Genomic DNA, 3,039 nt, shown 5'->3' with positions numbered 1-3,039 from the left:
CGGCAAGAGAGCGTAGTAACCGACGAAAACGGTGAAGCGACCTTCTTTTGCAACGGCGGCAGCGTCAGCGTGTGGGTTATCGAAGATGTGATTTAAATTCATCCCCGGCGGCAAGCCGGGGAGATTTCATTACGGCAGTGGCGTCGGTAACGGCGCTTTATCCAGCGCGGCGGCACACTCTGCCGTCGGGCGATCCACACGCTCCATCGTCATACCATCGTACTCAATGGTGTTACCGTCACGCTCAACCTCGTACAGCTCACGTTTTACGGTAACGTTAGTGAGATCATCAGACATCAATGTCAACTTGCCCGGCACGGCAATCACCCGCTGCCACTGACGGCAATCCAGGGTATCGCCCTCTTTAGTGACAATCAGGCTGCCTATCGCTTCCGGACTGACCAGCGCACGTTGCGGCCCTTTGGTCTGCCAGTAGCCCGCCAGCCAGTCCGGCGCGGGGGTTTTCACGACATTGTTATAGTTTTCGACTTCGGCACAGCCCGCCAGCAACATGAGCGCGCCTGCAATTGCGAGTTTTTTCATCATTCGTCCTGCATGAGAAGAAAAGAGGATTGTGGCATTAAAGCCCTGATGTCGCCAGCCTTTCCAGGTTCAGAGAGAAATTTGATCTAACTATTATTTTTGTGAATTATTACCCCGAAAATAAATTTGCATGATGTATGATTCGCGATTCTTGTTTCAAACCTTCTGAGTTCAGAGGCTACATTCATGTCATGGCAGCAATTCAAACACGCTTGGTTGATTAAATTCTGGGCACCCATCCCTGCGGTCATCGCGGCGGGTATTCTCTCCACTTACTATTTTGGCATTACTGGCACCTTTTGGGCTGTCACGGGTGAATTTACCCGTTGGGGCGGTCAGCTCCTGCAGCTGTTTGGCGTCCATGCTGAAGAGTGGGGTTATTTTAAAATTATCCATCTGGAAGGATCGCCATTAACCCGCAGCGACGGGATGATGATCCTCGGCATGTTTGGCGGCTGCTTTGCCGCAGCGCTGTGGGCCAACAATGTCAAACTGCGCATGCCACGCAGCCGTATCCGCATTATGCAGGCCATTATTGGCGGTATTATCGCTGGTTTTGGCGCGCGTCTGGCAATGGGCTGTAACCTGGCGGCGTTCTTTACCGGTATTCCTCAGTTCTCGCTGCATGCCTGGTTCTTTGCCATCGCCACTGCCATTGGTTCATGGTTTGGCGCACGCTTTACCCTGCTGCCGATCTTCCGTATTCCCGTGAAAATGCAGAAAGTTTCTGCCGCCTCACCGCTGACGCAAAAACCGGATCAGGCGCGGCGTCGTTTTCGTCTCGGGATGCTGGTCTTTTTCGGCATGCTGGGCTGGGCGCTGCTCACGGCGATGAACCAACCCAAACTGGGGCTGGCAATGCTGTTTGGCGTCGGCTTTGGTTTACTGATTGAACGTGCGCAAATCTGCTTTACTTCAGCGTTCCGCGATATGTGGATCACCGGACGTACCCATATGGCGAAAGCAATCATTATTGGTATGGCGGTGAGTGCCATCGGGATCTTCAGTTACGTACAGTTAGGCGTTGAACCCAAAATCATGTGGGCGGGACCAAACGCGGTAATTGGTGGTTTACTGTTTGGTTTTGGCATCGTGCTGGCAGGCGGCTGCGAAACCGGCTGGATGTACCGCGCGGTAGAAGGCCAGGTGCACTACTGGTGGGTCGGTCTGGGCAACGTGATCGGCTCAACGATTCTGGCGTATTACTGGGATGATTTCGCTCCGGCGCTGGCCACCGACTGGGACAAAATCAACCTGCTGAAAACCTTTGGCCCGATGGGTGGCCTGCTGGTGACATATTTGCTGTTGTTTACTGCGCTGATGTTGATTATCGGCTGGGAAAAACGCTTCTTCCGCCGTGCGGCACCGCAGACTGCTAAGGAGATCGCATGAAAAATATCGTTCCTGATTACCGCCTTGATATGGTGGGTGAACCCTGCCCTTATCCGGCAGTCGCAACTCTTGAGGCGATGCCGCAGTTAAAAAAAGGGGAAATCCTGGAAGTGGTGAGCGACTGTCCACAGTCGATCAATAATATTCCACTGGATGCGCGTAATCACGGCTATACGGTGCTGGATATTCAGCAAGACGGGCCGACCATTCGTTATTTAATTCAGAAGTAATCCCTCATTCCCGCTGTGGCCCACAGCGGGAACATCGTTGCCTCTGACACATAGATTTTACCCGCCCCCTCTCCTATTCTTTTCAGTATGATCTCAGGAGGTTTCTATGTGTGGACGCTTTGCCCAATCCCAAACGCGTGAAGATTACCTTGCGCTTCTCGCGGAAGATATTGAACGCGATATTCCCTACGATCCCGAACCCATTGGCAGATACAACGTCGCGCCGGGAACCAAAGTTCTTCTGCTCAGTGAACGTGATGAACACCTTCATCTGGATCCGGTTTTCTGGGGATATGCTCCCGGATGGTGGGATAAACCGCCGCTGATTAACGTCCGCGTAGAAACTGCGGCCACCAGTCGTATGTTTAAACCGCTCTGGCAACATGGTCGGGCAATCTGTTTTGCCGATGGCTGGTTTGAGTGGAAAAAAGAAGGCGACAAAAAACAGCCTTATTTTATCTATCGCGCTGATGGACAACCTGTTTTTATGGCCGCGATAGGTAGCACACCGTTTGAGCGCGGTGACGAAGCCGAAGGATTTTTAATTGTCACTGCAGCAGCAGACCAGGGTCTGGTAGATATTCATGACCGCCGCCCGCTGGTTCTGTCGCCAGAAGCTGCACAGGAATGGATGCGGCAAGAGATTGGCGGTAAAGAAGCATCAGAAATTGCTACCAACGGCTGTGTGCCAGCAAACCAGTTCACCTGGCACCCGGTATCGCGCGCGGTAGGTAATGTCAAAAACCAGGGCGCGGAGTTAATTCAACCTGTTTGTTGACATCCTCCACGCCCTGAAGGACGAGGATCCCTGCTACGTTCAGGCTGTCGCCTGAATCATTTCGGTGGGTTCCTGCTTCAACGGGCGGCCTGACTG

5 protein-coding genes are annotated in these 3,039 nt (G+C 52.9%); 4 read left to right on the top strand and 1 reads right to left on the bottom strand.

Annotation, left to right across the window (positions count from 1 at the left end; genetic code table 11):
* Positions 1–96, top strand: a 96-nt coding sequence (locus tag QZF50_RS23235; protein WP_290389025.1) for a hypothetical protein, incomplete at its 5' end; no start/stop codon positions are given.
* Between the two features lie 33 nt (positions 97–129).
* Here QZF50_RS23235 and yedD read toward each other — a convergent pair.
* Entirely contained in the window at positions 130–543 is a 414-nt protein-coding gene (gene yedD, locus QZF50_RS23230) for a lipoprotein YedD (protein ID WP_001295642.1), read from the bottom strand.
* A 186-nt stretch (positions 544–729) separates the two neighbouring features.
* On the opposite strand from yedD, the gene yedE reads away from it, so the two are divergent.
* The 3 genes from yedE to QZF50_RS23215 all read left to right on the top strand — a co-directional run bounded on the left by yedE (position 730) and on the right by QZF50_RS23215 (position 2,943).
* Positions 730–1,935 carry a selenium metabolism membrane protein YedE/FdhT gene (gene yedE / locus QZF50_RS23225; RefSeq protein WP_061892413.1) on the top strand — a complete coding sequence of 402 codons (1,206 nt, stop codon included), beginning with the start codon at positions 730–732 and terminating at the stop codon, positions 1,933–1,935.
* Positions 1,932–2,165 (top strand): sulfurtransferase-like selenium metabolism protein YedF, encoded by a 234-nt coding sequence (gene yedF, locus QZF50_RS23220; RefSeq protein WP_000790504.1) that lies wholly within the window; start codon positions 1,932–1,934, stop codon positions 2,163–2,165. The genes yedE and yedF overlap by 4 nt, the downstream gene beginning before the upstream one ends.
* Before the next feature lie 106 nt (positions 2,166–2,271).
* A complete protein-coding gene (locus tag QZF50_RS23215) occupies positions 2,272–2,943 on the top strand; it encodes an SOS response-associated peptidase (RefSeq protein WP_023568750.1) in 672 nt (223 codons plus the stop codon).
* The last annotated feature ends 96 nt before the right edge of the window (positions 2,944–3,039 follow it).

Origin of the sequence: uncultured Escherichia sp. (genome assembly GCF_948475835.1) — a bacterium.
Taxonomy (GTDB): Bacteria; Pseudomonadota; Gammaproteobacteria; order Enterobacterales; family Enterobacteriaceae; genus ECMA0423.
The sequence above is the reverse complement of the archived record's forward strand: the minus strand, read 5'-3'. Positions and strand labels throughout refer to the sequence as shown.

What these genes read in the sequence shown, in the direction of transcription:
- yedF (WP_000790504.1), top strand. Translation starts at nt 1,932, where the DNA reads ATGAAAAATATCGTTCCTGATTACCGCCTTGATATGGTGGGTGAACCC.
- QZF50_RS23215 (WP_023568750.1), top strand. Translation starts at nt 2,272, where the DNA reads ATGTGTGGACGCTTTGCCCAATCCCAAACGCGTGAAGATTACCTTGCG.
- yedD (WP_001295642.1), bottom strand. Translation starts at nt 543, where the DNA reads ATGAAAAAACTCGCAATTGCAGGCGCGCTCATGTTGCTGGCGGGCTGT.
- yedE (WP_061892413.1), top strand. Translation starts at nt 730, where the DNA reads ATGTCATGGCAGCAATTCAAACACGCTTGGTTGATTAAATTCTGGGCA.